Annotated in this window: 23 protein-coding genes and 1 riboswitch; of the genes, 12 read left to right on the forward strand and 11 right to left on the reverse strand. The window is 61.6% G+C overall.

Features of this window, described 5'->3' with window-relative positions; all coding sequences use genetic code 11:
• The first annotated feature begins 367 nt into the window (after positions 1-367).
• The 4 genes from KW821_RS12725 to KW821_RS12740 all read left to right on the forward strand — a co-directional run bounded on the left by KW821_RS12725 (position 368) and on the right by KW821_RS12740 (position 5,462).
• Complete coding sequence (locus tag KW821_RS12725) at positions 368-817, forward strand: pullulanase (RefSeq protein WP_218291702.1); 450 nt, start codon at positions 368-370, stop codon at positions 815-817.
• Between the two features lie 212 nt (positions 818-1,029).
• Positions 1,030-3,177 carry an adenosylcobalamin-dependent ribonucleoside-diphosphate reductase gene (locus KW821_RS12730; RefSeq protein WP_218291703.1) on the forward strand — a complete coding sequence of 716 codons (2,148 nt, stop codon included), beginning with the start codon at positions 1,030-1,032 and terminating at the stop codon, positions 3,175-3,177.
• 9 nt (positions 3,178-3,186) lie between these two features.
• On the forward strand, positions 3,187-3,870 hold the full coding sequence (locus tag KW821_RS12735) for an NrdJb (RefSeq protein ID WP_218291704.1): 684 nt from the start codon (positions 3,187-3,189) through the stop codon (positions 3,868-3,870).
• A 221-nt stretch (positions 3,871-4,091) separates the two neighbouring features.
• On the forward strand, positions 4,092-5,462 hold the full coding sequence (locus tag KW821_RS12740) for a PhoH family protein (protein ID WP_042654292.1): 1,371 nt from the start codon (positions 4,092-4,094) through the stop codon (positions 5,460-5,462).
• A gap of 66 nt (positions 5,463-5,528) precedes the next feature.
• Here KW821_RS12740 and thiQ read toward each other — a convergent pair whose 3' ends face one another.
• Genes thiQ through thiB form a run of 3 tightly spaced genes read right to left on the reverse strand, consistent with a single transcriptional unit; the run spans position 5,529 to position 8,789 of the window.
• Positions 5,529-6,224 carry a thiamine ABC transporter ATP-binding protein gene (thiQ, locus tag KW821_RS12745; RefSeq protein WP_218291705.1) on the reverse strand — a complete coding sequence of 232 codons (696 nt, stop codon included), beginning with the start codon at positions 6,222-6,224 and terminating at the stop codon, positions 5,529-5,531.
• Positions 6,211-7,833 carry a thiamine/thiamine pyrophosphate ABC transporter permease gene (gene thiP, locus KW821_RS12750; RefSeq protein WP_218291706.1) on the reverse strand — a complete coding sequence of 541 codons (1,623 nt, stop codon included), beginning with the start codon at positions 7,831-7,833 and terminating at the stop codon, positions 6,211-6,213. The genes thiQ and thiP overlap by 14 nt, the downstream gene beginning before the upstream one ends.
• A complete protein-coding gene (thiB, locus tag KW821_RS12755; protein WP_218291707.1) occupies positions 7,809-8,789 on the reverse strand; it encodes a thiamine ABC transporter substrate binding subunit in 981 nt (326 codons plus the stop codon). The genes thiP and thiB overlap by 25 nt, the downstream gene beginning before the upstream one ends.
• A 147-nt stretch (positions 8,790-8,936) precedes the next feature.
• A riboswitch (TPP riboswitch) is annotated at positions 8,937-9,027 on the reverse strand.
• Between the two features lie 88 nt (positions 9,028-9,115).
• Between thiB and KW821_RS12760 the strand changes: the two genes are divergently transcribed.
• Complete coding sequence (locus KW821_RS12760; protein WP_218291708.1) at positions 9,116-9,406, forward strand: PilZ domain-containing protein; 291 nt, start codon at positions 9,116-9,118, stop codon at positions 9,404-9,406.
• On the opposite strand, the gene KW821_RS12765 is transcribed toward KW821_RS12760, so the two are convergent.
• The 5 genes from KW821_RS12765 to leuA form a co-directional block, all read right to left on the reverse strand.
• Positions 9,391-10,317 (reverse strand): transglutaminase domain-containing protein, encoded by a 927-nt coding sequence (locus tag KW821_RS12765; RefSeq protein ID WP_218291709.1) that lies wholly within the window; start codon positions 10,315-10,317, stop codon positions 9,391-9,393. The two genes, KW821_RS12760 and KW821_RS12765, sit on opposite strands and share 16 nt — an antisense overlap.
• A 110-nt stretch (positions 10,318-10,427) precedes the next feature.
• Positions 10,428-11,027, reverse strand: coding sequence for a 3-isopropylmalate dehydratase small subunit (gene leuD / locus KW821_RS12770; RefSeq protein ID WP_218291710.1), 600 nt, complete (start codon positions 11,025-11,027; stop codon positions 10,428-10,430).
• A 13-nt stretch (positions 11,028-11,040) separates the two neighbouring features.
• On the reverse strand, positions 11,041-12,438 hold the full coding sequence (gene leuC, locus KW821_RS12775; protein ID WP_218291711.1) for a 3-isopropylmalate dehydratase large subunit: 1,398 nt from the start codon (positions 12,436-12,438) through the stop codon (positions 11,041-11,043).
• A 31-nt stretch (positions 12,439-12,469) separates the two neighbouring features.
• Positions 12,470-13,555 (reverse strand): 3-isopropylmalate dehydrogenase, encoded by a 1,086-nt coding sequence (leuB, locus tag KW821_RS12780; protein WP_218291712.1) that lies wholly within the window; start codon positions 13,553-13,555, stop codon positions 12,470-12,472.
• Positions 13,556-13,669: 114 nt separating this feature from the next.
• Complete coding sequence (gene leuA, locus KW821_RS12785; RefSeq protein ID WP_042654284.1) at positions 13,670-15,232, reverse strand: 2-isopropylmalate synthase; 1,563 nt, start codon at positions 15,230-15,232, stop codon at positions 13,670-13,672.
• 406 nt (positions 15,233-15,638) lie between these two features.
• Here leuA and KW821_RS12790 point away from each other — a divergent pair, with 406 nt between their 5' ends.
• From KW821_RS12790 to ilvN, 6 genes are all read left to right on the forward strand, one after another.
• Complete coding sequence (locus tag KW821_RS12790) at positions 15,639-16,262, forward strand: TetR/AcrR family transcriptional regulator (protein ID WP_042654283.1); 624 nt, start codon at positions 15,639-15,641, stop codon at positions 16,260-16,262.
• A 138-nt stretch (positions 16,263-16,400) separates the two neighbouring features.
• The gene (locus KW821_RS12795) at positions 16,401-16,904 is read left to right on the forward strand and encodes a phosphatase PAP2 family protein (RefSeq protein WP_218291713.1); all 504 of its coding nucleotides are present in this window, start codon (positions 16,401-16,403) and stop codon (positions 16,902-16,904) included.
• Complete coding sequence (locus KW821_RS12800; RefSeq protein ID WP_218291714.1) at positions 16,901-18,010, forward strand: MJ1255/VC2487 family glycosyltransferase; 1,110 nt, start codon at positions 16,901-16,903, stop codon at positions 18,008-18,010. Before KW821_RS12795 ends, KW821_RS12800 begins: the two co-directional genes overlap by 4 nt.
• A 35-nt stretch (positions 18,011-18,045) precedes the next feature.
• Positions 18,046-18,198, forward strand: a complete 153-nt coding sequence (locus KW821_RS12805; RefSeq protein ID WP_126623399.1) for a hypothetical protein — start codon at positions 18,046-18,048, stop codon at positions 18,196-18,198.
• 390 nt (positions 18,199-18,588) lie between these two features.
• Positions 18,589-20,307: an acetolactate synthase 3 large subunit gene (locus KW821_RS12810; protein ID WP_218291715.1), complete on the forward strand. Its 1,719-nt coding sequence runs from the start codon at positions 18,589-18,591 to the stop codon at positions 20,305-20,307.
• A 79-nt stretch (positions 20,308-20,386) separates the two neighbouring features.
• On the forward strand, positions 20,387-20,881 hold the full coding sequence (gene ilvN / locus KW821_RS12815) for an acetolactate synthase small subunit (protein WP_005311605.1): 495 nt from the start codon (positions 20,387-20,389) through the stop codon (positions 20,879-20,881).
• A gap of 531 nt (positions 20,882-21,412) precedes the next feature.
• Here the strand turns inward: ilvN and pta are convergent.
• Both pta and KW821_RS12825 read right to left on the reverse strand, forming a co-directional pair.
• Positions 21,413-23,596, reverse strand: coding sequence for a phosphate acetyltransferase (gene pta / locus KW821_RS12820; protein WP_371317609.1), 2,184 nt, complete (start codon positions 23,594-23,596; stop codon positions 21,413-21,415).
• A 70-nt stretch (positions 23,597-23,666) separates the two neighbouring features.
• On the reverse strand, positions 23,667-24,869 hold the full coding sequence (locus tag KW821_RS12825) for an acetate kinase (protein ID WP_042654278.1): 1,203 nt from the start codon (positions 24,867-24,869) through the stop codon (positions 23,667-23,669).
• Between the two features lie 302 nt (positions 24,870-25,171).
• On the opposite strand from KW821_RS12825, the gene yfbV reads away from it, so the two are divergent.
• Complete coding sequence (yfbV, locus tag KW821_RS12830) at positions 25,172-25,612, forward strand: terminus macrodomain insulation protein YfbV (protein WP_042654277.1); 441 nt, start codon at positions 25,172-25,174, stop codon at positions 25,610-25,612.
• Positions 25,613-25,664: 52 nt separating this feature from the next.
• Here yfbV and KW821_RS12835 read toward each other — a convergent pair whose 3' ends face one another.
• On the reverse strand, positions 25,665-26,165 hold the full coding sequence (locus KW821_RS12835) for a YfbU family protein (protein ID WP_033128739.1): 501 nt from the start codon (positions 26,163-26,165) through the stop codon (positions 25,665-25,667).
• Positions 26,166-26,304: the final 139 nt, after the last annotated feature.

Genomic DNA, 26,304 nt, shown 5'->3' on the forward strand with positions numbered 1-26,304 from the left:
TCCCATGCCGAACTCAGAAGTGAAACGCGGTAGCGCCGATGGTAGTGTGGCATTCGCCATGCGAGAGTAGGACACTGCCAGGCACCCAATTGAAGAAGCCCGCTCAATCGAGCGGGCTTTTTTATTGCCTGAAATCCTGTATTTGACGCCGCTTTATTCCAAGCCTCTCTTTATTGTTCATCTCGACCCGCCTCTTGCGCTCTTATTTCCTCACTCACAGCTCAATATTCCTTCGTTTATTCCTCGTGCTGGATATAAAAAGTACAGAATGTGATGCCTCTACCTTTCTTGCCGGGTCCGCTCTGCTTTAATTCGTCTGCCCAGGATCGATGGGCCAAGGAATCACAATAATTTGAGGAATGGACTGATGTTCAAGAGAACAGTAACGATGATACTGGCGGCGGGAACCCTGGTATTAGGTGGTTGTGCATCCAGTGGTGGTGCGGAGCAAGGGGCGGATAACAGCGACTTCGGTGGCAAGTCCATCTACCTGCGCGGGGAGATGAACGACTGGATGGCGACCGATGAGAGCAAGGTGGTCAAGGTCGCCGACAAGTTGTATATGGTCAAAGGCACACTCAAGAAAGAGTGGGCGCCCTACAAGTTCAAGTTCGCTGACTCGGGCTGGAGCTGTGGCACCAACTTCGGCTACAAGAGCCCGAGTGACGGCGTCGCTGTGCTGGGCGGTGAGGCCGTACCGGTCAATCCCTGCTCCAAGTATGAGGACATGAAGTTCTCACCTGAGGTGGATGGGGTCTACGAGTTCTATCTGAATATGGCCGGCGAGACGCCAAGCGTTTACGTCAAGAAGCCCTGAGTCTGCCCTGATCGCTAAATCCTTCAGGAAATGAATCGGTTAAACGCCCCGACCCAGAAATCTGCTGGTCGGGGCGTTTTTTTAGGATTAGAATCGGCGCCCTCATGAGATGGGTTCTACTATATATAGTGGCTATAGGTTGTTTTTAATCTATTGGTTGTGTTTCAAACCCATATCATGACGTCGTTGCATTCACATAAGGTGGCTTGAAAATGGCTAAATCCAACCCCGTGCTAGAGACCGAACTCGGCACCGGCCTCATCCCCATGCAGGAAACCTCCCTCGAGATCTGGGACAGCAAGTATCGTCTCAAGAGCAAGGATGGGGCCCCCATCGATGGCTCCATTGACGAGACCTACCAGCGGGTCGCCCGTGCCCTGGCCGAGCAAGAGCGCGAGCCTGATGCCTGGTATGAGCCCTTCCTGTGGGCGCTGCGCAATGGCGCCATCCCGGCGGGCCGGATCACCTCCAACGCGGGGGCCTTCGAGCACAAGCCCGCCACCTCGACCATCAACTGTACCGTCTCCGGCACCATCGAAGATTCGATGGATGACATTCTCGGCAAGGTGCACGAGGCGGGGCTGACTCTGAAGGCGGGTTGTGGCATCGGCTACGACTTCTCGACTCTGCGCCCGCGCGGCGCCTTCGTCTCCGGCGCAGGGGCCTATACCTCTGGCCCGCTCTCCTTCATGGATATCTACGACAAGATGTGTTTCACCGTCTCGTCGGCCGGCGGACGGCGCGGCGCCCAGATGGGCACCATGGATATCCGTCACCCCGACGTGATCGAATTCATCCAGGCAAAGCGGGAAGATGGCCGTCTGCGCCAGTTCAACCTCTCCCTGCTCATCACCGAAGACTTCGTCAAGGCGGTGAAGGAGGATGCCCCCTGGCAGCTGATCTTCCCCTACACGGCCAAAGAGGTGGAGCAGGACGGCATAGCGCTGGATGATCCCGAAGTGGTGTTCTGGGCCGACTGGCCCAACAAGGAAGGGGTGGTCATCAACGCGCTGGGCCAGGTGGCCTGCAAGGTCTACAAGACCCTGCCGGCGCGCAAGCTGTGGAACGTCATCATGACCTCCACCTACGACTATGCGGAGCCCGGTTTCATCCTGATCGACAAGGTCAATCAGATGAACAACAACTGGTTCTGCGAAGAGATCCGTGCCACCAACCCCTGTGGCGAGCAGCCGTTGCCCCCCTATGGTGCCTGTCTGTTGGGCTCGGTCAACCTGACCAAGTTCGTGCGTCACCCCTTCACCGAGCAGGCCAGCTTCGACTGGCAGGCGTTTCGCAAGGTGGTGGCCATCTTCACCCGCATGCTGGACAACGTGGTGGAGATCAACCAGCTGCCCTTGCCCAAGCAGCGTGAGGAGATCACAGCCAAGCGTCGCCACGGCATGGGCTTCCTCGGCCTCGGCTCGACCCTCACCATGCTGCAGATAAAGTACGGCTCAGCCACCTCCGCCGCCTTCACCGAGCAGGTTTCTCAGGAGCTGGCCATGACCGGCTGGCAAGAGTCCCTGCGTCTGGCGAAAGAGAAGGGTCCGGCGCCCATCATGGAGCAGGAGTTCGAGGTGACCGGCAAGATGCTGCGCCTGCGTCCGGAGATGGCGGCCGATGGTATCAAGGTCGGCGACAGGCTCAAGGGCAAGGTGCTGCACGCGCGCTACAGCCGCTACATGCAGCAGGTGGCCGAGGTGGATCCCGCCCTGGTGGCCGAGCTGGCCGAGGTGGGAGGACGTTTTACCCATCACAGCAGCATAGCGCCGACCGGTACCATCTCCTTGTCGCTGGCCAATAACGCCAGCAACGGCATAGAGCCGAGCTTCGCCCACCACTACAGTCGCAACGTCATCAAGCCGGGCAAGAAGAGCAAGGAGAGTGTGGATGTCTACTCCTTCGAGCTGCTGGCCTATCGCGAGCTGATCAACCGGGCTGCCATGCCCCATGGTGAAGAGGAAGGGACCCGCCTGCCGGATTACTTCATCACCGCCGACGACATCAGCCCGGCCCAGCACGTGGACATTCAGGCGGCGGCCCAGCGCTGGATTGATTCCTCCATCTCCAAGACGGCCAACGTGCCGACCGATTTCCCGTTCGAGCAGTTCAAGGACATCTACATGTATGCCTCGGACTCGGGGCTCAAGGGCTGCACCACCTTCCGCTTCAACCCTGAGGCCTTCCAGGGGGTGCTGGTGAAGGAGAAGGATCTGGAGAACACTCAGTACGAGTTCACCCTGGAGGATGGCTCCGTCATCACGGTCAGGGGCAACGAAGAGATCGAATACGATGGCGAGCTGCACACCGCCGCCAACCTCTATGACGCCTTGAAAGAAGGCTATTACGGTAAATTCTGAGAACAGATTATGGTCAAGAAGATCGACAAGAAAATCGTCGCCTACAAGGTGCGTACCAAGGATGAGCCGCAGGAAGCGCTGGCTCCCCAGGATGACGTGGTGCACATGCATGAGACTGTGCTGCGCCCGGAGCGCTTGATGGGCACCACCTACAAGCTGAAGACGCCGGAGCATGTCTCCGAACACTCGCTGTTCATCACCATCAACGACATCATTCTCAACGAGGGCACCGTCCACGAGACGCGCCGCCCGTTCGAGATCTTCATCAACTCCAAGAGCCTGGAACACTACCAGTGGATCGTGGCGCTGACCCGCATCATCTCGGCGGTGTTCCGCAAGGGCGGGGATGTCACCTTCCTGGTGGAGGAGCTGAGATCCGTGTTCGATCCCAAGGGCGGTTACTGGAACAAGGGCAAGTATGTTCCCTCCCTGATCGCCGAAATTGGCAATGCGATCGAGACTCACCTCACCGAGATCGGCATGCTCAAGCCGGTCGGGCTGGATGAACACCAGCAGGCGTTCCTGGCCGAGAAGCAGGCCGAGTTGCAAGCCGAGCAACACAGCCAGGAGCAGCAGGCCGGCAGCGGCTTCCCGGCCAATGCGGCGCTCTGCTACAAGTGCCACAGCAAGGCGCTGGTGCTCAAGGATGGCTGCATGACCTGCCTCAACTGCGGCGATTCGAAGTGTGGCTAACAGGCGCGGTTAGCCGATAAGCAGTGCGAAAAGACCGGCCTATGGGCCGGTCTTTTCTATTGAGTATTTTCTGTTCAGTCGATGGCGGGAGCCAAAGGGATTTGTTGCACGCTGGTAAAATCGGGCGTAGCGTGAGGGGTAATAAAACTGTCACGACCGTGTGGTTTCAATGACATCTGAGATTCACACACGTGGCACCTTCAGTGCCAAGGAGGATGCTTATGGACAATACGGACCGAAAGCTGTTTATCCTGGATACCAACGTTCTGCTTCACGAACCCCTCGCCATCTACTCCTTCAAAGAGCACGACGTGCTCATCCCCATGACGGTGCTGGAAGAGCTCGACAACATCAAGGATCGTCAGAAAGACGTCAGCCGTGATGCGCGGGTCGCCATCCGTGCGCTGGAAGACGTGTTTCGTGACGCCAACCCTGAGCAGATAGTGCAAGGGGTGGCGCTGGCGGGTGAGGCGAGCGGTCATATCTCCATCTTCAGTGATCACCATCTGCCCCAGGATGCCGAGGTGTTCACCGACAAGGAGGCCGACAACCGCATCATCAATGCGGCCCTCTATCTGCAAAAGCACGAGATGAAACGCCAGGTGGTACTGGTGACCAAGGACATCAACATGCGCCTCAAGGCCAAGGGGGCCGGTCTGGCGCATGTGGAAGACTATCGCAGCGACCAGCTGATCGATGATATCCGGCTGCTGGCCAAGGGCTTCCAGGTGGTGCCGGGCAGCTTCTGGGAGCGGGTCGGCGAGTGCGACAGCGAGACCCATGGTCGCGACACCGTCCACGTGATCGACTCGAAACTGCTGGAGGGGGTGCACGTCAATCAGTACCTGCTGGACGAGGAGAACTTCTTCGCCGCCAGGGTATTGAGCAACGATGGCCACAAGATCCGCCTCAAGGATCTGGGCCGTGAGCGGTTGATGTCGCGCAAGGCCTGGGGCGTGCATCCCAAGAACATCTATCAGGGCATGGCGCTCGATGCCCTGCTCGATCCGCACATCGATCTGGTGATCCTGACCGGCCCGGCGGGCTGCGGCAAGACCTTGCTGGCCATGGCGGCGGCGCTGGAGCTGGTGATCGAGAAGGGGATCTACGAGAAGGTGATAGTCACCCGCAACACCCCTGAGATCGCCGAGAGCATCGGCTTCCTGCCCGGTACCGAGGAGGAGAAGATGATGCCCTGGCTGGCGGCGGTAACCGACACCCTGGAGGTGCTGCACAAGCAGGACGAGAACATGAGCGGCTCCCTCAGCTACATCATGGAGAAGGCCAACATCCAGTTCAAGTCGGTCAACTTCATGCGCGGGCGCAGCATCCAGAACACCTTCGTGCTGCTGGACGAGTGCCAGAACCTGACCGCGTCCCAGATCAAGACCATCATCACCCGCTGTGGCGAGGGCACCAAGATCGTCTGCTCCGGCAACCTGGCCCAGATTGACTCCAACTATCTGAGCCCGGTGACCTCGGGCCTGACCTACATAGTCGAGCGTTTCAAGGATTTCGATGGCAGTGCCAACATCTTCCTGAACGGGGTAGTGCGCAGCAAGCTCGCCTCCTTCGCCGAGGAAAATCTCTGATCCAACTGAAGATCTTCATATAAGAAGGGAGGCCAATCGGCCTCCCTTTTTTGTTCCCGCTGGCTGCTATTGACCAAGGTAGCGCAGCAGTCCCGGGTGATCGCTGTTTTGCAGGATATCCGGGGTGCCCTGCAGGGCGATGCGCCCCTCGTTGACGAACAGCACCTGATCGGCGATGAGCTGGGCGTCTTCCGGATTGTGGGAAACCATCAGCACGGTAATGCCCTGCTCGCAGGCGAGCCTGGCCACCTCCGCCAGCATCTCCCGGCGCAGGGCCGGATCCAGGGCCGAGAAGGGTTCATCCAGCAGCAGCAACGGCTTGCCGCGCACCAGGGCGCGAGCCAGCCCCACCCGCTGCTGCTGGCCGCCGGAGAGCTGCTCCGGCAGCCGCGCCAGCATCTCGCCAAGGCCCACCCGCTCTGCGGCCTGTTTCACCTGCTCGCGCTGGGCCTGGCTCAGGCGCAGACCAGGGTGCAGGCCGATGGCGATGTTGTCGAACACCGACAGGTGCAGGAACAGGTTGTGATCCTGAAACAGGGTGGTGACCGGGCGCTCGGCGGGGCCGAGCGGCAGCAGATCGACGCCATCGAAGCTGAGGCGACCGGACTCTACCGGCACGAAACCGGCGATCATGCCGAGCAGGGTGGACTTGCCGGCGCCGCTCGGGCCGATCAGCGCGGTGATCTCCCCCCTGGGCAGGGTGGCGCTGAAGGTCACCCGCCAATCCGGGTAGCTGGTCGCCAGGGCATCAATGTTCAGCATTTTTTCCTCCAAGCCCCCGCTCTACCAGCCAGAACAGGGAGAAACACAGAATGAGCAGCAGCAGGGCGGTGGCCGCCGCATCGGTCAGCCGGTAGCTGCCGAGCTGTTGATAGAGCAGCCAGGGCAGGGTGGTAAGCGCCTGGCTGCCAAACATGGCGATGGCACCGAGATCTCCCAGGGACAATATCATGGAGAGTGCCATGGCCAGCGCCAGCGGGCGGCGCAGCAAGGGCCACTCCACCAGCCGCAGCCGATGCAGGCCGTGCACCCCCAGGCTGTCGGCCAGCCTGTCGTACTGGCGCACCACCAGCTGCATGGGGGCGCTGAGGGTGCGCAGCACATAGGGCAGCGCCATCAGGGCATTGACCAGCACCACCAGCCAGGGCCCCAGGGCGAACACATCGACGAAGGGCATAAACATGATGAACAGACCGGTGGAGAGTACCACCGCCGGGATCATCAGGATCATGGATCCGCTGGCCTCCCACAGGGCGGCGGCTCGCCGCTTGCGGGCGCGCACCCGCAGGTGACGGCTGGTGAGCAGCAGGGCGGCGCCGAGCAGGGTGGCCAGCAGCCCCGCCGCCAGCGCGATGGCCAGCGACTGGCCGCCCGCCTGCCACAGCTGGGGTGAGCGCAGGGCCGTCAGCAGGCCGGGGTTGAGGCCCGCGATCAGGATGGCCAGCAGCGGCGGCAGGAAGATGGCGAGCCCGAGCAGCAGGGCGGCACCGTCCAGCCAGCGGGTGCCCGGCTGGTGACGGTCCGGTCGCAGGCAGGGACGGCGACTGCTGAGCCGGCTGGAGGGGGTGGTCTGCAGCCGGTGTTGCAGCATCAGCAGGGCGGCGGTCAGCAGCAGTTGTACCAGCGCCAAGCCGCCCGCGGTGGCGAGATCGAAGTCAAAGCGCAGCGCCTGATAGACGGCCACCTCCAAGGTGGTGGACTTGGGGCCGCCGCCGAGCGCCAGCACTGTGGTGAAGCTGGTGAAGCAGAGCATGAAGATGAGGCTGGCCAGCCCCGGCAAGATGCCGCGGATGAGCGGCCACTCCAGCAGCCGGAAGATGTGGGAGGAGCGCATGCCCAGCTGGCTGGCGAGGCGCCAGCTCGATTCCGGGATGCCCTCAATGCCCTGCAGGATGAGGCGCGCCGCCAGCGGCATGTTGAAGAACACGTGGGCCAGCAGGATGCCGAACAGGCCATACAGGTAGTTGCCGGGATCCAGCCCCAGGCTGCGCAGCCCCTGCGGCAACCAGCCCTGGCCGCCGTGCACCGCGACTATGCCGAAGATGGCGATGATGACCGGCAACACCAGGGAGAGGCCAAACAGCTTGAGCAGCAGGCGACGGCCGGGGAAACGGCGCCGTGCCAGGGCGCGGGCGACCGGAATGGCCAGCCCCAGGCTCAGCAGGGTGGAGAGCAGCGCCTGCCCCAGGCTGAAGCCCAGCACATGGCGCAGGTAGGGGTCGGCCAGCAAGGTGCTGGGGAGAGTCCCCGCCTGCCACAGCAGGGCGGCGAGGGGGCCCAGCGACAGCAGCAGGATGAGGGCGGTGGCTGCGCTGCCCGGCAGCCACCAGAGAGAACGAGAGGGGCTCACTGGGTGACGGCTTGCAGCCATTCCTTGATCCAGCCCTTGCGGTTGGCGGCCACCTCATCGCTGGCAAAGCTCAGCGGCTTGGCTACCGAGATCATCTGCTCGAAGCCCTTGGGCAGGGGAACTTCCGTCACAGGATACATCCAGTTGCCAGCGGGGATCTCCTGTTGGAAGGCGGGGCTTATCATGAACTGCAAGAAGCGGTCGGCCAGCTTGTCTTGCTTGGCGCCTGCCAGCTTGGCGGCCACCTCCACCTGGCGGTAGTGCCCCTCCTCGAAGGCGGCAGCCCGATACTGGGGCTTGCCCTCGGCGATGAGGTGATAGGCGGGGGAGGTGGTGTAGGAGAGCACCATGTCGGCCTCGCCATCGAGGAACATACCATAGGCCTCGGACCAGCCCTTGGTGACGGTGACCGTCTTCTTGGCGAGCTGGGCCCAGGCGGCGGTTGCCTGGTCACCGTAGACCGACTTCATCCACAGCATCAGCCCCTGGCCCGGGGTGGAGGTGCGCGGATCCTGATAGATCACCTTGATGTCCTGGCGCTCGACCAGCTCTTTCAGGCTCTTGGGGGGCTGCTTGAGTTTGTCCTTGTCGTAGACGAAGGCGAAGTAGCCGTAGTCATAGGGGACGAAGGTGTCATCCTGCCAGCCACCCGGCACCTTGAGTGCGGCCAGATCCGTGTGATGGGGCGCGAACAGCCCGCTCTGCTTGGCCTCGCTGACCAGCGCATCGTCCAGCCCCAGCACCAGGTCGGCCTTGCTGTGCTTGCCCTCCAGCCGCAGCCGGTTGAGGATGGCGACCCCATCCTCCAGCGCCACCAGATTGAGGGTGCAGCCGCACTCCTGCTCGAACGCCTGCTTGATCTTGGGACCAGGACCCCATTCGGCGGCGAAGGAGCTGTAGGTGTAGACGGTGAGGGTGTCGGCCGCGAAGGCTTGGGCCGAGAGCAGGCTGGCGGCAACCAGCAGAAGGGGTTTCATCAATGGCACTCCCTGTGAGTGGTGAGGTGCCAGCAACCGGTATTGCATCGGCGGCACTTCCTGTGGGTCCTGAGGTGCCAGCCGCATGAATCTCAGCGCTGGCACTTCTGCTATGGTCAGGTGCCAGCGGATGAGAGCGCAAAAAACGAGCGCCATGCCTCAAATTCCTCCGCCAGCATTATCTGGATCAGGTTCACGGGTATAATCTCAGCGGTAAACCGCACCCCGTTTGAGCAACGAATCGCATTGTATTAACGTTCTCGGGGGGAGGCCAGCACAAACTTGTGCCCCGGGGACCCAGGGGGCTGCGACAGCAGGAGATGCGAGTGATCACCAGCACCAAGGAAAGACGCGCCTTCGCGCGCATGCTCATCAATGCCCCGGTCACCCTCTTCCAGCATCAGCAGGTGCTGGAGGGCATCTGCCGGGATCTCAGTGCCAACGGCATGGGCGTCGAGGTGAATGAACACGGCTTCGATCCGCAGCAACTCATCCGCATCAGCCTGGCGACCAGCAGCAACCTGCTGCCACCGTTCGAGGTCCAGGCCCGCATAGTGCGGGTGCTGGAGGAGGAGAAGGGGCTGTTGCTGGCGCTGGAGTTTCAGTCTCTGACCTGAACCGGCTGCACCTTCCACTGCTTGCTATCGACCAGCGTCTTGCTGGTCGATGCTATTTGGCCCATCGGCAGCTGGGCGGGCCCGGTCGGCTCCAGCAACAGATAGGTCTGCCCCTCCCAGGCCAGGGTCGCATCCCCCGGCTTGGCCGGCAGGGCGACCCCCAGCAGGGTATGGCCCGGCACGAACACCATGGCCTGGGGCAGCTCGGGAAAGCGTTGGGCGAGCATGGCCGCCATCAGGGTGACCTTGCTGTCACAATCCCCCTGATTCTGTTCCAGCACCTGACGGGGGCTCAGGAAGCCCTTGCCGGTCCGGCCTGAAGGGCTGTCGAGCAGGCGGTAGGGAATGGCCTGGATGAAGTCGAGCATCTGGGCCACCGTCAGCTGCCGCGCCTCCGTCTCGGTGCCGCCCTCCTGTGTCAGCAGTTCGGTCAGCGGCGCCAGCTCCTGCCGGCTCTCCAGGGCGATGCGCACATGATCCTGCTTGATGGCGGGATGGCCATCGGGCGGGGTAAAGGGTTGGAAGTAGTGCTGCTTGAGCCACTCCGCCTCCAGCTTGCTGCGCTCCGGCCCGACCCAGTCTCGGGCCGCCCTGGCCTGCTCGGCGTTGCGACTCTTGATGCTCAGCAGCAGATCGGGGCGGGAGAGGGAGAACTGCACCTCGGGGAAGTCGAGGACGGCCTGCTGCAGCAGCCGTTGCAACACCTCCTCCTGCATCCGGTCCGGGCGATAGGCGATGAGCGGCGGCAGCGTGCCGGGGGCCAGCTGGTAGCTGACTTGCTGGCTCTTGCCCTCGCTGTCCTGCCAGCCGGTGTCGATCTGGCCGCCGCTGTTGTTGAAGTAGCGCTGGCTGGCCCCCGCCGGCAGCGCCAGCAGGGCGCAGAGCAGCGCCAGGCCTCCATATCTCCTCATCCTTCCCTCGCTCACCCTCTACTCCCGCCGACATGAAAACAGGGAGCCTTGGCTCCCTGCTGATTCTACCCGTTTTCTGGCGGCGCAAGCCCGCATCTGAACGAGCTTGCTCAGATCCAGCTCGGCTGCCTGGCCTCGAAGGCGTCGATGGCGGCCTCGTGTTGCAGGGTCAGCCCGATGGCATCCAGCCCGTTGAGCAGGCAGTAGCGGCGGAACTCGTCGATCTCGAAGCTAAAACACAGCGCGCCAGCGCGCACCTGGTTGGCCTCCAGATCCACCTCGAGCTGCAGGCCTGGAGTGGCCGCGACCAGCTGGAACAGCGCCTCCACCTCTTGCTCTTGCAGGCGCACCGGCACCAGGCCGTTGTTGATGGCGTTGCCGTAGAAGATGTCGGCGAAGCTCGGCGCTATCAGGGTCTTGAAGCCGTAATCCGCCAGCGCCCAGGGGGCGTGCTCGCGGCTCGAGCCGCAGCCGAAGTTCTCCCGGGCCAACAGTATGCTGGCGCCAGCAAAACGCGGCTGGTTCAGCACGAACTCGGGGTTCGCTTGCAAGCCTGCGTCATCCAGGAAGCGCCAGTCGTGGAACAGGTGCTTGCCAAAGCCGGTGCGGTTCACCTTCTGCAAGAACTGCTTGGGAATGATGGCGTCGGTGTCGACGTTGGCGCTGTCGAGGGGGACGACGATCCCTTTGTGTTGCTTGAAGCCTGTCATCTTGTTCTCCTCGTTACAGTGCGCGAATGTCGGCGAAACGACCGGTGACGGCGGCGGCGGCGGCCATGGCCGGGCTCACCAGATGGGTGCGGCCGGCACGGCCCTGACGCCCCTCAAAGTTACGGTTGCTGGTGGAGGCGCAGCGCTCCCCCGGTTGCAGCCGGTCGTTGTTCATGGCCAGACACATGGAGCAGCCGGGCAGACGCCACTCGAAGCCCGCCTCGATGAAGATCTTGTCGAGACCCTCGGCCTCGGCCTGGGCCTTGACCTGCTCCGAGCCTGGCACCACCAGCGCCTGCACTCCGGCGGCGACCTTGCGGCCACGGGCGATGGCGGCGGCGGCACGCAGATCCTCGATGCGGCTGTTGGTGCAGGAGCCGATGAACACCTTGTCGATGGTGACGTCACTGAGCCTCTGACCCGGTTGCAGATCCATGTAGGCGAGCGCCTTGCGGGCGGACTGCTGCTCCATCAGATCGGCGAAGGAGTCCGGATCCGGGATGGGCTCATTGACGGAGATCACCTGGCCCGGGTTGGTGCCCCAGGTCACCTGGGGCGCGATGGCGGCGGCATCCAGCACCACCTCGGCATCGAAGCTGGCATCGGCATCGCTCTTGAGGGTCTGCCAGTAGGTGATGGCTTGCGCCAATGACTCGCCGGTGGGCGCGAATACCTTGCCACGGATGTAGTCGATGGTGGTCTGGTCGGGGGCTATCATGCCCGCCTTGGCGCCGAGCTCGATGGCCATGTTGCACACCGTCATGCGCCCTTCCATGGAGAGACCCGCGATGGCGTCCCCCGCGAACTCCACCACATAACCGGTACCGCCGGCCGAGCCGACCTTGCCTATGATGGCGAGCACCACGTCCTTGGCGCTGATGCCCTCGGCCAGCTTGCCGTTGACGCTGATGCGCATGGTCTTGGCCCGGCCCTGCTTCAGGGTCTGGGTGGCCATCACGTGTTCCACCTCCGAGGTGCCGATGCCGAACGCCAGGGAGCCGAAGGCGCCGTGGGTGGCGGTGTGGGAGTCGCCGCAGACTATGGTGGTGCCGGGCAGGGTGATGCCGAGCTCAGGCCCCATCACGTGGACTATGCCCTGATACTGGTGGTTCAGATCGTAGAGCCGGACGCCGAACTCCTTGCAGTTGTCGGCGAGCGTCTCCATCTGGATGCGGGCCATCTCGCCGGAGGCGGCGATGTCCTTGGTGGTGGTGGAGACGTTGTGATCCATGGTGGCCCAGGTGAGATCCGGGCGCCGCAGCGGCCGGTTCATGGCGCGCAGGCCGTCGAACGCCTGCGGGCTGGTCACTTCGTGTACCAGGTGGCGGTCTATGTAGATGAGCGGCGTTTCGCCTGCCACTTCACGCACCACATGGGCGTCGAACACTTTCTGATAGAGGGTCTTGGACATTGCTCTTTCCTTGTTATTCAAACCGTTGCCATCAGATGCGCGCGGCGATCTGGGAGCCCATGTCGGCGGTGCTCTGCACCGGGTGACGGGCCGTTGCCTGGTGCAGATCGGCGGTGAAGTAACCCTCGGCCAGGGCTTGGGCCACGGCCTGCTCGATGGCCTGGGCGGCGGTTTCCTGGCCCAGACTGTAGCGCAGCATCAAGGCGGCGGAGAGGATCTGGGCTATGGGGTTGGCGATGCCTTTGCCGGCGATGTCCGGCGCCGAGCCACCGGCCGGTTCGAACAGGCCGAAGCCGGATTCGTTCAGGCTGGCGGAGGGCAGCAGCCCCATGGAGCCGGTGATCATGGCGCACTCGTCGGAGAGGATGTCGCCAAACAGGTTGGAGCAGAGCAGCACGTCGAACTGGGACGGATCCTTGATGAGCTGCATGGTGGCGTTGTCGATGTACATGTGATTGAGGGCCACATCCGGGTAGGACTTGGCGACCTGGGTCACCACCTCGCGCCACAGGATGGAGGAAGCGAGCACGTTGGCCTTGTCGATGGAGGTCACTTTGCTGCGGCGCACCAGGGCAGATTCGAACGCTATCTTGGCGATGCGCTCGATCTCGAAGCGATGGTAGACCTCGGTGTCGAACGCCTTCTCGAGGGCGCCTTCTCCCTCGCGCCCCTTGGGCTGGCCGAAGTAGATGCCGCCGGTCAGCTCGCGCACGCAGGCGATGTCAAAGCCGCGATCCGAGATGTCGGCACGCAGCGGCGAGAACTGCTCGAGGCCGGTGTAGATGCGGGCCGGACGCAGGTTGCAGAACAGCTTGAAGTGGGCGCGCAGGGGCAGCAGGGCGCCGCGTTCCGGCTGATCGTTGGGGGCCAGATGCTCCCACTTGGGGCCGCCGACCGAACCAAACAGCACGGCATCGGCCGCCTCGCAACCCTCGATGGTGCTCGGGGGCAGCGGGGTGCCATGGTTGTCGATGGCGATGCCGCCGACGTCGTGGCGATCATAGTCGAGGGAGAAGCCGAATTTGGTCTGTACCTTGGCCAGCACCTTGATGGCCTCGGCCATCACTTCCGGGCCAATGCCGTCACCCGGCAATACTGCGATCCGATAACTGCTCATACTGTTTCCGTCCTGATGTTGTTATTGAGCGCCATCTGCTCAGCGACCCGATACGGCGATCCGATCACTGTTCAGGCGGTCTCCGTCCTGATGTCGTTATTGAGCTCCATCCGCTCAGACTGTTTCCGATTTGATACTGTTATTGCGTTCCATCTGTTCGGCGACCTGATCGGCGCGCCAGATGCTGTTGATGACATGGACCAGGGCCTGGGCCGAGGACTCGATGATGTCGGTGGCCAGCCCCATGCCATGGAATTTGCGGCCCTTGTATTCGGCGACGATGTCGACCTGGCCGAGGGCGTTCTTGCCTTCCCCCTTGCCCTTGAGCTCGTACTTGTCGATGCGGATCTCGTAGCCGGTGATGCGATTGATGCACTGGTAGACCGCATCCACAGGACCGTTGCCGGTGGCCGCTTCGCAGATCAGATCCTGACCCACCTTCAGCTTGACCGAGGCGGTGGCGAGCACCGAGCTGCCGCTCTGCACGCCGAGGTATTCCAGCTTGAAGTGCTCAGGCTCCTCGTGGATCTGGCTGAAGAAGGCGAGCGCCTCGAGATCGTAATCGAACACCTGCCCCTTCTTGTCGGCCAGGGTCAGGAACTTGCCGTAGAGGTCGTCGAGGTCGTAGCTGCTCTCGAGGTAGCCCATGCTCTCCATGCGGTGCTTGATCACGTGACGGCCGGAGCGGGAAGTCATGTTGAGGCTGTTCTGGGTCAGGCCGATGCTCTCGGGGGTGATGATCTCGTAGGTGTTCTTGGCCTTGAGCACACCGTCCTGATGGATGCCGGAGCTGTGGGAGAAGGCATTGGCGCCGACGATGGCCTTGTTCGGCTGCACCGGCATGTTGCACAGCTGACTGACCAGGGTGCTGGTACGGTGGATCTCGCTGTGGCGGATGTTGGTGTGAACCCCGAGCAGGTCGGCGCGGGTCTTCAGGATCATCGCCACCTCTTCCAGCGAGCAGTTGCCCGCCCGCTCGCCGATGCCGTTGATGGTGCACTCGATCTGGCGGGCACCCATCTGTACGGCGCCGATGGAGTTCGCCACCGACAGGCCGAGATCGTCGTGGCAGTGCACCGAGATGATGGCCTGATCGATGTTGGGCACCCGGTTGAACAGGGTCTGGATGATGCCAGAGAACTCGGTCGGTACCGTGTAGCCGACGGTATCCGGGATGTTGATGGTGCGGGCACCGGCCTTGATGGCGGCCTCGACCATGCGGCACAGGTTGTCGATGGGGGTGCGGCCCGCATCCTCGCAGGAGAACTCCACGTCGTCGGTGTAGCGGCGGGCATGCTTGACCGCGCTGATACCCATCTCCAGCACGTCCTCGAAGCTCTTCTTGAGCTTGCTCTCCACGTGGATGGAGGAGGTGGAGATGAAGGTGTGGATGCGGAAGGCTTCCGCGACCTTCAAGGCCTCGCCGGCGGCATCTATGTCCTTGGGCAGGGCACGGGCCAGGGCGCAGACCCGGCTGTTCTTGATGTGGCGGGCTATGGTCTGCACCGAGAGAAAATCACCGGGGGAAGAGACCGGGAAGCCCACCTCCATGACGTCGACTCCGAGCCGCTCGAGGGCCTGGGCGATCTGCAGCTTCTCCTTGACCGTCAAGCTGGCCGACAGGGCCTGCTCACCATCACGCAAGGTGGTATCGAAAATGATGACCCGATCTGACATGTGACTTCCCTCTTCCTAAGTTCGGTACCGGCACCCTGCATGGCATAAAAAAACCCGTGCGGGGTGCACGGGTTTTTGTAAATTCCGGCTATGCCATAGCCCGGCTACAAAGATCCCGCGCGACGAGTCGCGATTAGGGAAAGCAGTAGTAGCGGGGCGGCAATAGGCATGATGACTCAATCCTTCCAGTCGATAACGCTTCTACCAATATCGAGATTTTTATGCTGTGTCAACACGAACCGACAGGTTCAATCCGCTATGTTATTTAATCGGATTGTAAAGGAATGCAAATTTCCTTGTCCCATATTCGGTTCATGCCTGATCATCTGGTTATTCCTGCTGTACTCGATCACCCGCACGATTCAGATCGACTTATCAGCTATTGCTGAATTATCTGAGGTATTCCATGGAAAAACGCAGACCAGGTCGTCCGGTCGGACGCTCCGACATCCGTGACAAGCTGCTTGCCGCCGCGCGCGAGCGTTTTCTCAACACGCCCTACAGCAAGGTGACGACCCGCGAGATCGCCGAGCTGGCCGGCTCCAATCTGGCGATGATCCATTACTACTTCGGCAGCAAAGAGGGCCTTTACAAGGCCGTGCTGGGGGATGTGGCCGAGCCGCTGGATCAGGCCTGGCATGACGAGAGCAGCAACCGCAGCCTCAATGATCTGCTCAATACCTACTATCAGGTGATGGCCCCCAACAGCGAGTTGACCTCCGCCATCTCCAGTGCGTTATCGACCGAGAAGAGCCCAGGCCGGGATTTTGTGCTGAACCGCCTGCTGGAGCGTCAGCTGCCCCAGTTCGATGCCCTGCTGGAATCCATGAGATCCAGCGGCCAGCTCGGTGACAACCTGGATCCCGAGATGCTGAAGATCTCCTTCCTCAGCATGATGTGGCAGCCGTTCGTGATGAAGGATCTCTATGAGCAGGTGTTCGGCCTGACCGTGGACGAGAGCTTCATGAGCCGACTGGCGGACCACAACTGCCGACTGATGGAAAGCGGGCTGCGCGCCTCCGTGAACTGAGTCTTCGCTAATATCACTCCAGAAAAGGGCCACTCGGCCCTTTTTTCATCGCGCTTTTCACAAATCTGTTATCTCTCCTTCAACTAAGTGTCACCCCGCCGCCCTAGTCTGCAGCAAGACGTCAGGGAAGGAGGGGTTATGAACAAGATCCAGCAATGGGACCTGCGGGTGTGCCGTCTCTGCCTGCTCCATCCTTACAACCGCCCGCAGGCCAGGATCAGCCGGGCCATCTCCCGCACCGGCGACGGCCCGCTCTATGCCGTGCTGGCCGCCCTGCTCTGGTGGCAGGGGGGGGCGCAGCGCGAGACGGTGCAGATCGCCGTGCTGGCCTTCGCCCTCGAACTACCGCTCTATCTGCTGCTCAAGAATGCCCTGAAACGCCAGCGCCCGGTGGGGTTGCCGGTCTTCATCACCCCCTCAGATCGCTACAGCCTGCCGTCCGGTCATACCGCCGCCGCCTTCCTGATGGCAACGGTGCTGGCCGCCAGCTTCCCGCTCTGGGCCCCGCTGCTGTTCCTCTGGGCCATGTTGGTGGGGGCGTCGCGGCTGCTGCTCGGGGTGCACTATCTGAGCGATCTGGTGGCAGGGGCCCTGCTCGGCGGTGGCTGCGCCTTGTGGGCATTGAGCGGGAGTCAGGGATGAAGATACTGTTTGGCGTGCAGGGTACCGGCAATGGTCACATCAGTCGCAGCCGCACCCTGGCCAAGGCGCTGAAGGCCAGGGGGATAGAGGTCGATTACCTGTTCAGCGGCCGGCCGGCCGATGGTTACTTCGAGATGAGCGAGTTTGGGCATTATCGCACCTTCGCCGGCATCAGCTTCGTCAGCCACGAGGGAAGCATCTCGGGCTGGCGCACCCTCAAGGGGCTCTCTCCCTGGCGTTTCTGGCAGGACATGCGGGCCCTCGACTGCCGCGATTACGATCTGGTGATCAGCGATTTCGAGCCACTCAGCGCCCATGCCGCCCGTCGCTGGCAAAAGCCGAGCCTGACCATCAGCCACCAGGCCAGTTTCGACTGGTCCATTCCGCGCTGGGGGGAGAGCGGCTTCAGCCGCCAGCTGATGCGCCGCTTCGCCCCGGTCCGGCAATCGTTGGGGCTGCACTGGTTTCACTTCGGTCAGCCGCTGTTGCCCCCCATCATAGACCCCATAGCGCTAGCCCCGGACAATCAGCAGATCCTGGTCTATCTGCCATTCGAGCAGACCGAGCAGATCGCGGCCCTGCTGTCTCGCTTCAACCAGCAGCACTTCGTCTGCTTCCACCCCGCCATCCGTACCCCTAGCCAGTGGCACAACATCCACTTCGAGCCCCTGGCGCGAGAAGGCTTCAAGCAAATCTTGGCCGGTTGCCGCGGGGTCATCACCAATGCCGGTTTCGAACTGGCCTCGGAGGCGCTCTCTCTCGGCAAGAAGCTGCTGGTCAAGCCGCTCGGTGGCCAGTTCGAGCAACTGACCAATGGCAAGACCCTGGAGCTGATGGGGCTGGCCCAGCTGATGGAGACCCTGGACGCCAACGGGGTCAGAGCCTGGCTGGAGGCGCCGGCGCTGGGGGCCATCCGCTATCCAGACGTGGCGGCCGAGCTGGCCGACTGGCTGGCAGCCGGCGCGGTGGAGGGGATCGAGCAGTTGTCCCGCCGCCTGTGGGCCAGGACCCTCTTCCCGGAGGAGGTGTGCGATCGTCTCAGCGAGCTGGAGGGGCGCATGGCATTGACGCGCCCCTGGTTATCGCAACTCAGCGCCTTTGACTAGACTGAAATGATCCCATCAAGGAGAGGACGGACAACATGCGCTTTACCAATGAAAACGGCGATACCATGACCCTGGCGGACAATCTGACACTCCATGAACTACTGGACATGGGGGTCAGCATCTCGGTCTGCGAGGAGACGGATCCGGATCAGCAGATCTGGCTGGTGGAGCCCGAACAGGACCATTGAGTCCCAGGCTGGTTGAGGGCCCACCCTTGGCGGGTGGGCCATTTATTTCCGTCTCGGCCTGAATTTGCAGCATGATCCGCTGGTTTCCCTCCCATCCCCCCCCGCTTTCTTTTCGGTCAGATAACCAAGTCACTGAATGTTAATAGCTGTTTGAAATTTATGACTGTTCTGGTCAGACAAAGCCGTGGACAAGCGTTCACAAGCGGGTTAAGTTGGTTTTTCACCCGATTTTGGGGTGAATGATGGAAAAAACCTATTTTTCTACTATCGACGGCTCCGAACTCGCCTGGTCTGGATGCAGACAACAACAAGAGACGGATCGGCGCTGCCGGGAAGCAGCGGACTGTCGATAGTTTTTGCTTAACGGAGCAAAGCCTGGAGGGCTTTATCATGGAGATGTTATCAGGCGCCCAGATGGTAGTTAGAGCGCTGGAAGATCAGGGAGTGGAGCACGTCTTTGGCTACCCTGGTGGCTCAGTGCTCGACATCTATGACGCTCTCTTCGAAAACGGCAAGATGGAACACATCCTGGTGCGGCACGAGCAGGCCGCGGTGCACATGGCGGACGGCTATGCCCGCTCCACCGGCAAGGTGGGCACTGTGCTGGTGACCTCGGGTCCCGGCGCCACCAACTGCATCACCGGCATCGCCACCGCCTACATGGACTCGATCCCCCTGGTGATCCTGTCCGGCCAGGTGCCGACCAGCATGATCGGGGAAGATGCCTTCCAGGAGACCGACATGATCGGCATCTCCCGTCCTGTGGTGAAGCACAGCTTCCTGTGCAAGAAGGCCAGCGACATTCCCGATGCCATCAAGAAGGCCTACTACATTGCCGCCAGTGGCCGCCCGGGGCCTGTGGTGGTGGATCTGCCCAAAGACGTGCAGAACCCGAAAGAGAAGTTCCCCTATCAGTATCCCGAGTCCGTCTCGCTGCGCTCCTACAATCCGACCAAGGCCGGACACAAGGGCCAGATCAAGCGGGCCGCCAAGTTGCTGACCGAGGCCCAGCGCCCGGTCATGTACGTGGGCGGTGGCGCCATCAACGCCAATGCGGATCATCTGGTGACCAAGCTGGCCGAGTTGCTGAACCTGCCGGTGACCACCACCCTGATGGGGCTCGGGGCCTTCCCCGGCACCCATCCGCAGTTCATCGGCATGCTCGGCATGCACGGCACCTTCGAAGCGAACAAGACCATGCACAACGCGGATCTGATCTTCGCCGTGGGTGCCCGCTTCGATGACAGGGTCACCAACAACGTGGCCAAGTTCTGCCCCAATGCCACCATAGTCCACATCGACATAGATCCCACCTCCATCTCCAAGACGGTGCAGGCCCACGTGCCCATCGTCGGCTCGGTGGAAACCGTGCTGGAGCAGATGCTGGAGGTGATCCGTGAGTGCGGCTTCGACAATGACAAGCAGGCGCTGACGGAGTGGTGGGAGCAGATAGCGCAGTGGCGCTCCCGCAACTGCCTGGCCTACGAGACCCATCCCAACCTGATCAAGCCGCAGCAGGTGATCGAGGCGCTCTACAAGGTGACCAAGGGCGAGGCGTTCGTCGCCTCCGACGTGGGTCAGCACCAGATGTTTGCCGCGCTCTACTACCCCTTCGCCAAGCCGCGCCAGTGGATCAACTCCGGCGGCCTCGGCACCATGGGCTTCGGCATTCCCGCCGCCATGGGCGCCCAGTTCGCCAACCCGGATGCGGTGGTGTGCTGCGTGACCGGCGACGGCTCGGTGCAGATGAACATCCAGGAGCTCTCCACCTGCCTGCAGTACGGGGTGCCCATCAAGATCATCTCCATCAACAACCGTGCCCTCGGCATGGTCAAGCAGTGGCAGAAGATGTTCTACGGCGGCCGTCACAGCCACTCCTACATGGAGTCACTGCCGGACTTCGTCAAGCTGGCGGAAGCCTATGGCCACGTCGGCATCGCGGTAAGCGATCCGGCGGAGCTGGAGAGCGCCATGGAGAAGGCCTTTGCCCTGAAGGATCGGCTGGTGTTCATGGACATCTCGGTCGACCCGGATGAGCATGTCTATCCGATGCAGATCAAGTTTGGTGCCATGGACGAGATGTGGCTGAGCAAGACGGAGAGAACCTGACGATGGAACATATTATTTCGGTCGTACTGGTGGATCACGCCGTCGATGAGATGTGGCTGAGCAAGGCGGGGGAAATCTGATGCGACACATTATTTCCGTTCTGTTGGAAAACGAGTCCGGCGCCCTGAGTCGTGTGGTGGGCCTCTTCTCCCAACGCGGCTACAACATCGAGACCCTGACGGTGGCCCCCACCGAGGATCCGACCCTGTCGCGCATGACCATAGTCACCATGGGCGACGAGCGGGTGCTGGAGCAGATCCAGAAGCAGTTGCACAAGCTGGTGGACGTGCTCAAGGTGTGCGATCTCAGCGAGGGTGAACACATCGAGCGGGAGATCGCCCTGGTCAAGGCGCGCGCCGCCGGTGGCGCCCGCGACGAGCTGAAACGGCTGGCGGACATCTTCCGTGGCCAGATCGTCGACGTGACCCCGGAGCAGTACACGGTGCAGCTCGTCGGGACGAGTGAGAAGCTGGATGCCTTCATCAAGACGGCGGCCCAGACCAACGAGATCATCGAGGTGGTGCGCTCAGGGGTCTGCGGCATCTCTCGCGCCGACAAGGCATTGCGCCCCTGACCCATACTTCCTGTCAATGGCTTATCCACAAAGGGCTCTTCGGAGCCCTTTTGTTATTCCGCGGGTGGTGCGCCTCAAGCGGTCTGCGGGATTTCCCGGGCGGACAAGGCGCTGCGTCCCTGACCCACACTGCCGGTCAATAGGTTATCCACAAAGGGCTCCTCGGGGCCCTTTTTCACGGGCGTACGCCGGGGCAGGGGGAAGGGTGAGTCTGTCATTTTCTTTCAAATGATCGGTAAACTATCCACAAAAGCTGTGGAAAACTCTGTAGATTAGCGGTGTGTCTGGCGTTAGTTTACTGATCTTAAAGGGGTATTTCTATTTGATCCCGACTGGATCGCAAGTGTCCAATCCCCTGTGGCGGCAGTGAGTGGTTGCTTATCCTCCCGCCCTTGCCAGGCAGGCGCTGGTGCCAGGATTCGAGATCCGGTCAGGATCCTGATTTGATCTTGCGGATCAACAGCTCGCCCGTCTGCCATAAAAAAACCCGCCTCTCGGCGGGTTTGTTAGCAGTGTCAGCATAGGGCGAACTTATGCTTCGGCTGCCTCGGCTGCCTCGGCTGCCTCGGCCTGGGCGGCCTGGATACCGGTCAGGGCGATGGTGTAGACGATGTCGTCTACCAGGGCGCCGCGGGACAGGTCGTTGACCGGCTTGCGCATGCCTTGCAGCATGGGGCCGATGGAGACCAGCTCGGCGGAGCGCTGTACCGCCTTGTAGGTGGTGTTGCCGGTGTTCAGGTCCGGGAACACGAACACGGTGGCTTTACCCGCTACCGGTGAGTTCGGTGCCTTGGACTTGGCCACGTTCTCCATGATGGCCGCGTCATACTGCAGCGGGCCGTCGATGATGAGATCCGGGCGCTTGGCCTTGGCCAGCTCGGTCGCTTCACGCACTTTCTCGACGTCCGCGCCGGCACCAGAGGTACCGGTGGAGTAGGAGATCATGGCGACGCGCGGCTCGATGCCGAAGGCGGCAGCGGAGTCGGCGGACTGGATGGCGATCTCGGCCAGCTGTTCGGCGCTCGGATCCGGGTTGATGGCGCAGTCACCGTATACCAGCACCTGATCAGGCAGCAGCATGAAGAAGATGGAGGAGATGAGCGACGAACCCGGGGCAGTCTTGATGATCTGCATCGGCGGACGAATGGTGTTGGCGGTGGTGTGCACGGCGCCGGAGACCAGACCGTCCACTTCGCCACGCTCCAGCATCATGGTGCCCAGCACCACGTTGTCTTCCAGCTGTTCGCGGGCAACGACTTCGGTCATGCCCTTGTTCTTGCGCAGCTCGACCAGACGCGGCACGTAGCGCTCGCGCACTTCCAGCGGGTCGATGATCTCGACGCGATCGGTCAGTACCACACCCTGCTGTTCGGCGACGCGACGGATTTCTTCCGGGTTGCCCAGCAGCACCGGACGGGCGATGCCACGCTCGGCACAGATGGCGGCAGCCTTGATGGTGCGCGGCTCTTCCCCTTCCGGCAGCACGACGCGCTTGTTGGCCTGACGGGCCAGCTCGGTCAGCTGATAACGGAACGCCGGCGGGCTCAGACGACGGGAACGTGTGGACTTGGCAGAGAGCGACTCGATCCAGTGCTTGTCGATGTGGCCAGCCACATAGTCCTGCACCAGTTCGATCCGCTCGCGGTCATCTTCCGGGATGTCGACGTTGAAGTTCTGCAGGCTGACGGCGGTCTGCCAGGTGTTGGTGCCGGTGATCATGATCGGCAGGCCGGTGGCCATGGCCTGTTGGCACAGGGCGATGACTTGCGGCTCCGGATGATAGTTACCGGTCAGCAGCAGGGCACCCAGCTTGACGCCGTTCATGGCGGACAGGCAGGCGGAGACGATGACGTCGGAGCGATCGCCGGAGGTCACCAGCAGGCTGCCCGGACGGAAGTGCTCGATCATGTTGTGGATGGAGCGGGCACAGAAGGTCACGGTCTGCAGGCGACGGCTGTCCAGCTCACCCTTGTGCAGGATCTTGGCGGCCAGGTGCTTGGCGAGATCCTTGGCGCGCGGGGCGATCAGCTGGGTGTTCCAGGGGATGCAGCCGAGGATGCGCAGCGGGCTCTTGCCGAAGACCTGCAGCACTTCCAGGTTATGAGCTGAGTCGGAGGTGTGGTGATGAGCCTCGAACATCTCGGTCAGATCGGGGCGGGTCACGCCATGCTCGTCAACCGGTGCGCCGACCTTGTTGATCACGCAGCCCACGATACGCGGGTTGCTGACGCCACCGAAGTTGGAGCAGGCCAGCTCGATGCGCTCTTTGAGCTTCTGGCTGGAGTCGTTGCCCGGATGGGTCACGAACACCATGTCGGCATCCAGCGCCTTGGCCACGTCGTAGTTCAGCTTGTTGGCAAACGGCTGCTTGTCGGTCGGGACCAGACCTTCGATCACCACCACTTCGGCACCGCTGCTCTTCACGTGCTCTTCGAAGCGAGCCACGATCTCTTCCAGCAGGATATCGGTGTTGCTGGAGGTGATCATGTTCTCGGCGTAGGAGAGGGCGAACGGCTCGGGCGGATTGATGTTGGCGGCGGCGCGGATCACGGCGGTGGAGCGCTCGGTACCGGTTTCACCCGGACGCGGCTGAGCCACCGGTTTGAAGAAGCTGACATTGACACCGTGACGTTCCATGGCGCGAACGACGCCAAGACTCACGGAGGTTACGCCGACACCAGTGCCGACCGGGATGAGCATAATAGTGCGTGCCACTTATTACCCCTTGTTCATTTTTTGGGATCAGGAAAAGGCCGCCCGGGGGCGGCCTTGCTCTACAGCTAAATTATGCGCCGACCAGTTCCAGCGCGTCGTGGGCGATGACCCACTCTTCGTTGGTCGGGATAACCAGGGCCTTGGTGGAGCCAGCCTTGGTGATCTCGCCACCCTTGCCGAAGCGAGCGGCCAGGTTGGCGTCGTGGTCGACGTCAAAGCCCAGCAGGCCCAGCTTGTTCAGGGTGATTTCACGGATCGGGGCGGAGTTCTCGCCGATGCCACCGGTGAAGACCACGGCATCCAGACGACCGTCCATGGCGGCGGCGTAAGCACCAATGTACTTGGCCAGACGGTAGCAGTACACGTCCATGGCGCGCTTGGCTTCTTCCTTGCTGTCGTAGTTGTCTTCAACGAAACGGCAGTCGGAAGTGACTTCGGTCAGACCCTGCAGGCCGGATTCCTTGGTCAGCATGGTGTTGATCTCGGCCACGCTCATGCCCAGCTTGTCGTGCAGGAAGAAGATGATGGCCGGATCCAGATCACCGGAACGGGTACCCATCACCAGGCCTTCCAGCGGGGTCAGACCCATGGAGGTGTCGACGGACTGACCATTCTTGATGGCGCAGACGGAGCCGCCGTTGCCCAGGTGGCAGTTGATGATGTTCAGTTCGGACACCGGCTTGTTCAGCTGCTTGGCGGCTTCCAGGCTGATGTAGTAGTGGCTGGTGCCGTGGGCGCCGTAGCGACGGATGCCGTTCTCTTTGTAGAGCTTGTACGGCAGGGCGTACAGGAAGGCTTCTTCCGGCATGGTCTGGTGGAACGCGGTGTCGAACACGGCGACGTTCTTCTCGGCCAGCTCAGGGAACACCTTCAGCGCGGCACGGATACCGATCAGGTGCGCCGGGTTGTGCAGCGGAGCGTAAGGAATGGCGGCTTCGATACCGGCGATCACGTCTTTGCAGATCCGCACGGAGGAAGTGAATTGCTCACCACCGTGAACCACGCGGTGGCCGACGGCGATCAGGTTCTTGGACAGCTCCGGGTTGAGCGGCAGGATCTTGTGGACGATGAAGTCCAGCGCTTCCTGGTGAGCGGCACCGGCACCCAGATCGGCGCTACCCTTCTCACCATTCAGTTTCCACTTGATGCGGGCGTCGTCGAGGTTGAAACACTCGGCCAGGCCGGACAGCAGATCATCACCGGTGGTTGCGTCAATGACAGCAAACTTCAGGGACGAGCTGCCACAGTTAAGAACAAGAACCAGCTTACTCATGAATAAATCCTATCGCAGATTGGGTTGGGTTGGAGGATGCGCCGGACGCGGTGCGTCCAAAAACAATCAACTTATCCTTATGAGGGTTGGCAATCTGTTGCTTGCCCCTTGTATAGTGATACAAGACCCGAAATCCAGACGTCCCTGACAGGCCAACGGCGGGCCGTTGGCATAAAAATTAGGCGTACAAAGGATAACCTGATTGTTGAAAAATAACAAAGTCATCCTCAACCTTTGTTATTGAGCCTCAAATATTGTCGAGGTTTTGCCGTTAATACGTTCAAAAAGAGCTCGGAGGTAGCATGAGCATGAACATTTTTGGAACTAAGTTACAGCAAGGCCGTCATTATATGACTCTTTGGCCGCGCCGTCCCGAGCTTAATTCCCTGTTCCCCGAGAATCGGGTGATCAAGGCCACCGAGTTTGCCCTCAAGACCATCCCGGCGCTCGCCGTGTTCAGCGTCATGTTGCAGTTCCAGTTTGGCGAGCTGCATTATTGGCCTTCGGTCATGGCCTCGGTGTTGTTTCTGCTCAGCCTGCCGCTGCAGGGTTACTACTGGCTTGGCCAGCGCGCCGATACCCGGCTTCCTCCCTCCCTTGCCAGCTGGTACCGGGAGATCAACGGCAAGATGAACGAGCAGGGCGGTCACCGCCAGCTGGTGGCGCGGCCCCGTTATGAGGAGCTGGCCGATACCCTCAATGCCGCCTTCAAGCAGCTGGACAAATCCTTCCTCTACGAATGAGCCGGTAGCACGGCCAAAAAGGCGCCCAAGGGCGCCTTTTTCATTAGCCTGTTCAGGCCGCCAGCACCTTGCTGATCTCCTGGATGGAGAGCTTGTACTGACGGGGGCACTGACGCCAGGCCGCCAGCATGCGCTGGTACTTGTCGCGCATGGCGATGTCGCTGGAGAGCTCGTCGCAGGGGCACGGCAGCTCGGGGAAGCGCTTGTCCACTTCCAGCAGGAAGCAGACATAATCCGCCAGTTCCCGCTCCTGGCTGCGGCTGTAGCCGTTGAAGCTCAGCCGGCTGGCATTCACCTCGGCCTGGCTGGCGGCGTCCAGGTTGCCCCAGGAGATGGCCAGTGCATGGTGCAGCTCCAGGGTGTCCAGCACCTCCTGGCAGGTGGCGAGATCCAGGTGACCGAAGCTCTTCTCCAGCTCGAGGATCTGCAGGCAGTAGCCGCGCTCGACTATGGTGCTGGCGCGCTGGTAGAACGGTGCCTTTTCCGGATTGAGTTTGGCCAGGATCTCGTACTGATTGCTCAGGATCAGGCGTTCGGTGTGGCTCATGTTCATGGGCTATCTCACTGGAAAATGAATCTGCAGCCACGTTAACCCATATCTAAGATGAATTTTTTGATCTGGTAGGGGAGGTTGGCGAGAAAAACGGGAGAGGGGAAATCAAAACCGCCGGCGACCTGGTTAATTAAATGTG

This window comes from Aeromonas sp. sif2416 (genome assembly GCF_019218665.1).
Taxonomy (GTDB): domain Bacteria; phylum Pseudomonadota; class Gammaproteobacteria; order Enterobacterales; family Aeromonadaceae; genus Aeromonas; species Aeromonas encheleia.